The sequence below is a fragment of the Mesorhizobium sp. M7A.F.Ca.CA.004.04.2.1 genome (assembly GCF_004022825.1).
Lineage (GTDB): Bacteria > Pseudomonadota > Alphaproteobacteria > Rhizobiales > Rhizobiaceae > Mesorhizobium.
Map to the genome: position 1 here is coordinate 1 of NZ_RZPH01000521.1, position 4,156 is coordinate 4,156.

Consider the following 4,156-nt stretch of genomic DNA (forward strand, 5'->3'; position numbering starts at 1 on the left):
GCGTTGCTGTTCACCGCCATTATGGCGCTGATGCCGGGCTTCTACCGCGACGTCTGGGGCGCGGCGAAAACCTGGTACCTGCTCGGCGGCTCGATCACCTGGCTGATGCTGGGCAATCTGATCATGTTCAAAATGTCGAATTTCAAGTTCTGACATGCAGGGCTTCATCGAATTCCTCGCCTCGCTTGCGCCGACCTCATTGATGCCGGTGGCCATCCTGCTGCTGGCGGCGGGTGCTGCCGCTGTTGCCTGGCCTGTTGTCATGGCGAAGGGCGACCGCAACGAGGTCATGCGCCGGCTCAGGGTCGACAACGGCCCCGTGGCCGCCAAACCAGAGCCGGTGCAGAAGAAGAATACCGGCGTCGTGCGCGAGAAGGCAGTGAAGCGGGCGCAGGAATTCTACGCCAGGAGCGATCCGGAAAATGTCGCCCGGCTGCGCATGAAGCTCATCCAGGCGGGCTACATGGAGCCGCGCGCTGTCGGCACGTTCTTCCTGATCCGGTTCAGCGCGATGATCGGCACGGCAATCGGTGTGTTTGTGCTCAACCGGTGGATGGCCAGCCCGGACGCGACGATGGCCAGTCGCTGGACATTCGTCATCCTGTCGGGAGCGGCCGGCTATTTCCTGCCCGGCCTGGTGTTGAGCCAGAAAGTGCGGGAACGCAGGCGCGAGTACCGCAACGGCTTTCCCGATTTCATGGACCTGATGATTGTCTGCTCGGATGCCGGCATGAGCATGGAGGCCGGCATAGAGCGCGTCTCCAAGGAACTCGCCAAGACCTATCCCGCGCTCAGCCAGAACCTGCAGCTGGTGTCGTTGGAGCTGAGGGCAGGGCGCAGCCTCGACGATGCGCTGAAGGCGCTCGCCGACCGCCTCAGCCTGGACGAAGTGCGTTCCTTCGCCACGCTGCTGCAGCAGTCCAAGGAACTCGGCACCAGCCTGTCGGGGGCGTTGCGCGTTTTTTCCGACGACATGCGCCATAAGCGTATGTCGTTGGCCGAGGAAAAGGCGCACGCTCTGCCGGCCAAGATGTCGGTGCCGGTGGTGGTATGCATCCTACCGGTGGTGCTGATGATCGCGGCCATTCCAGTCATCGTCAAAATGACGGCGCAATAGCATGATGCCGAAAGGTGTGAGGCTTCGATTCGAGCTGAAATCGTCCGGCTCTAGCGAGCGCCCCACAAAAGTCCTAGCAGGGGGACTGACAAACCATTGTTATGACCGTACTCGGCCTTGCAGGTGAGAAGTCCATGCTGTTGCGCACCCTCTTCCTCGGCCTTGCCGCAGCCACCCTGTCGCCCGCCTGGGCCGTGGCCGACGATTGCGGCGATGCCGCCGCCCTGGTGCAGCAGGCCTATCCCAAAGCTCGAAAGAGCGCCGACGGCACCTCGTTCACGCTCGAACCTCATATCAGCATCGCCCTGACGGATGGCGACGCGCCGTTTGGGCTGAGCTGCAAGATCTGGCCTGCCCATGACGACCTGCTGTTGGTAGCCGTGCCGCTGATCGACAGCGCCCAATCCAGCGACGATGGCCATGTCGGCGATATCGAGCTTCTGGTCGTCGACAGGAACAGCCAGCGTGTGCGCCTGCGCCTGCTCCAGCCGGGGCTGATCGCCGATGATGCCATCGCCATCCGCAAGATCGAGTTCGATACCGGCCGCTACAGGCTGGCGCCCGGGGTGATGGCCTTCGGCCTGCGCATCGAAATCGCGAACCATTCGCAGGCCAATCCCTTCAGCGAAACCGACCTGCGGCTTTATGTTCTCGCCGACGATGCCCTGCGCCTGGTACTCGATGGCCTTGTCGTGGCCGGCAATGGCGGCGAGGGCGACACCAATTGCGCGGGATCCTTTCATTCGACCGAGGTCAGCCTGGCAATGAGCCCGACGAGCCATCACGGCTATCACGACATGGTCGCGCTCGAGCGGACGCAAACCGATGACCCGTCTCCCGACAAGGATGGCGAGTGCCAGTCCCATCCCGGCAAGCCGGTGAAACGGACCTACCGGCTGCGCTATGACGGCAACCGCTATCCGGTTCCTGAAGTACTCAAGGTCATGGGGCCGTGAAAGGCCGCTCGCTTCCTTGCTGCCGGGATTCTCTTAGGAATAGGTCTTCGTCTGGTGCCTGGTGGTTAATGGCTGGTGTGCCCGAAGCCGAATTTTGGCGGCGTTTCGGCACCGAAGTTTAATCGCCGCTGATATATTGTGTTTCCTGAAGAACGACCCGGCAAATCGGGCGATGAGGCAGGGGCATGCGTCACAGTAATTTCACGGCAATGGCCGCAATGGCGGCCGTCTTGATGATGTCTGGCTGTACGACGAGTGGCGTCGACACCACCAAGACCACCGCCATCCAACCGGCGGCAAACGACACCGAAACCTCCGATCTGGCGCAAGGCAAGGCGCAGTTTCGCGACGCCAATTACGGCCTCGCCGAAAAGCACTTCCGCAAGGCCGTCGAGTTGAAAGCCGACAATGCGGAGGCCTGGATGGGGCTCGCCGCTTCCTATGATGAACTCGGCCGCTTCGACTTCGCCGACCGAGCCTACGGCCAGCTTTTGAAGGTCGCCGGCCGCAAGCCGCAGATCGTCAACAATATGGGCTATTCGCAACTGCTGCGCGGCAATCGCAAGAAGGCCAAGGCGTTGCTGCTCGAAGCGAAGGCCGGCATGGCCGATCCAACAGTCGTCAACGCCAACCTCGCTCTCTTGAACAAGGGTTGATCTCGCATCCATGGGTCCGGTTTCGGGACACGTGCCATCGACGCTTTGTAAACCCTATCCGCAGGTTGCATCGAAGGATTGCCTGAAAACCCGTATCTGAGGGCTGCCGCTGACCTAGAATGCAGCGCAACCGCCGACGCTCAAGAGGCCCTTGCCCGATATGCTGGACTTCAGTTCGCTTCTGCTCGCAGCCGCGCTGTCGGGCATATGCCTCAGCGTCACCATGTTTGCCATTTGGTTCACCGCGCCCAAGGCAGGTTTCGTGCTGACGGTTGCGTGCGGAATTCTGGTGCTCGTTGCGCATGTGATCCTGTTCTGGCGGTACACCAAGGATCCCGATCCGCTGCTTTGCCAGATCGTGCTTGCACTGCTCAGCCTGGGGTTCCTGATCATCTGCTTGTCGGCCATGCAATTTCTGGGGGTGCCCGGCTACGGACGTGCCGTTGCACCTGCGCTTGCCGCCATGGCCATTTGTGCCGTCGTGACCTTTATGGGCTTTGACGGCATTGGCTTCATAGTCACCTACACCACGGTGACGGCGCTGCTGTCGGCGATCGGCGCCATGTTCTGGATCAACGGCAGTCACGATCGCCGCATCCTTCTGGTGGTTTCGTTTCTGAGCGGCACCTGCGCGATGTCGTTTGCGCTTTGCGGCGTGGTTCTGCTGACCAAGGGGCAATGGACGCTCGGGGTTGCGCCCGACAACTGGGCCGAACGATTGAATTCCGTGGTGGCGGTCGCCTGCATGACCGGGCTCGGAGCATTGACGCTCTCCCTCCATCATCTGCAGGCGCAAATTGAACTCAAGGCCGAGACCATGACCGACCCGCTGACTGGGTTGCTGAACCGCCGGGCATTGACGTCGCTCTACGGCGAACGGAGTTTCGGTCCGTTCATGTCCATCGTCATGTTCGACCTCGACCATTTCAAGCGGACGAACGATGTCTACGGTCACCCGGTAGGGGATCAGGTCTTGTGCCGTTTTGCCGCCGTCATCAAGAAATATGCCCGGCCCGGCGTCGACGCTTTTCGCCTTGGCGGCGAGGAGTTCGCAATCGTCATGTCGCGGATGACGGATGAAAAGGCTTACGATCTCGCCAGCAAGATAGGCGTGGCGTTCGGCACCGAAATCGTCCCCACCCAGCTCGGCAAGTTGCGCAGCACGGTCAGCGGCGGCATCGGCTTTGGCGAGGCAAGCGGCAGCAGGCTGGACAACGTGCTCGCCGAGGCGGACGCGGCGCTCTATGCCGCCAAACGCGCCGGACGAAATTGCGTCATCAGCCGCAAGAGGATGGGCAAGGCCGAGCCGATCAAGCCGGCCTTGCGCTCAGCGTAATTACTCCGCGGCACCCAGATAATCCGACAGCGGCGGGCACGAGCAGACCAGGTTGCGGTCGCCGGCGACATTGTCGATGCGTGACACCTGG

Annotated in this window: 4 protein-coding genes; all 4 read left to right on the top strand. The window is 61.6% G+C overall.

All coding sequences use genetic code 11. From position 1 onward, the window contains the following. Positions 1–154: 154 nt before the first annotated feature. The 4 genes from EN893_RS21600 (at position 155) to EN893_RS21615 (ending at position 4,065) form a co-directional block, all read left to right on the top strand. Positions 155–1,117 carry a type II secretion system F family protein gene (locus EN893_RS21600; protein ID WP_127270729.1) on the top strand — a complete coding sequence of 321 codons (963 nt, stop codon included), beginning with the start codon at positions 155–157 and terminating at the stop codon, positions 1,115–1,117. Positions 1,118–1,251: 134 nt separating this feature from the next. Then, the gene (locus EN893_RS21605) at positions 1,252–2,073 is read left to right on the top strand and encodes a hypothetical protein (RefSeq protein ID WP_127270732.1); all 822 of its coding nucleotides are present in this window, start codon (positions 1,252–1,254) and stop codon (positions 2,071–2,073) included. Positions 2,074–2,258: 185 nt separating this feature from the next. Further along, on the top strand, positions 2,259–2,729 hold the full coding sequence (locus EN893_RS21610) for a hypothetical protein (protein ID WP_127267794.1): 471 nt from the start codon (positions 2,259–2,261) through the stop codon (positions 2,727–2,729). Between the two features lie 160 nt (positions 2,730–2,889). Beyond that, positions 2,890–4,065, top strand: a complete 1,176-nt coding sequence (locus EN893_RS21615) for a GGDEF domain-containing protein (protein ID WP_127267795.1) — start codon at positions 2,890–2,892, stop codon at positions 4,063–4,065. Positions 4,066–4,156 lie beyond the last annotated feature (91 nt).

Excerpts from the sequence above, each read along its gene's own strand:
- EN893_RS21600 (WP_127270729.1), top strand. The coding sequence starts at position 155 with ATGCAGGGCTTCATCGAATTCCTCGCCTCGCTTGCGCCGACCTCATTG.
- EN893_RS21605 (WP_127270732.1), top strand. The coding sequence starts at position 1,252 with ATGCTGTTGCGCACCCTCTTCCTCGGCCTTGCCGCAGCCACCCTGTCG.
- EN893_RS21610 (WP_127267794.1), top strand. The coding sequence starts at position 2,259 with ATGCGTCACAGTAATTTCACGGCAATGGCCGCAATGGCGGCCGTCTTG.
- EN893_RS21615 (WP_127267795.1), top strand. The coding sequence starts at position 2,890 with ATGCTGGACTTCAGTTCGCTTCTGCTCGCAGCCGCGCTGTCGGGCATA.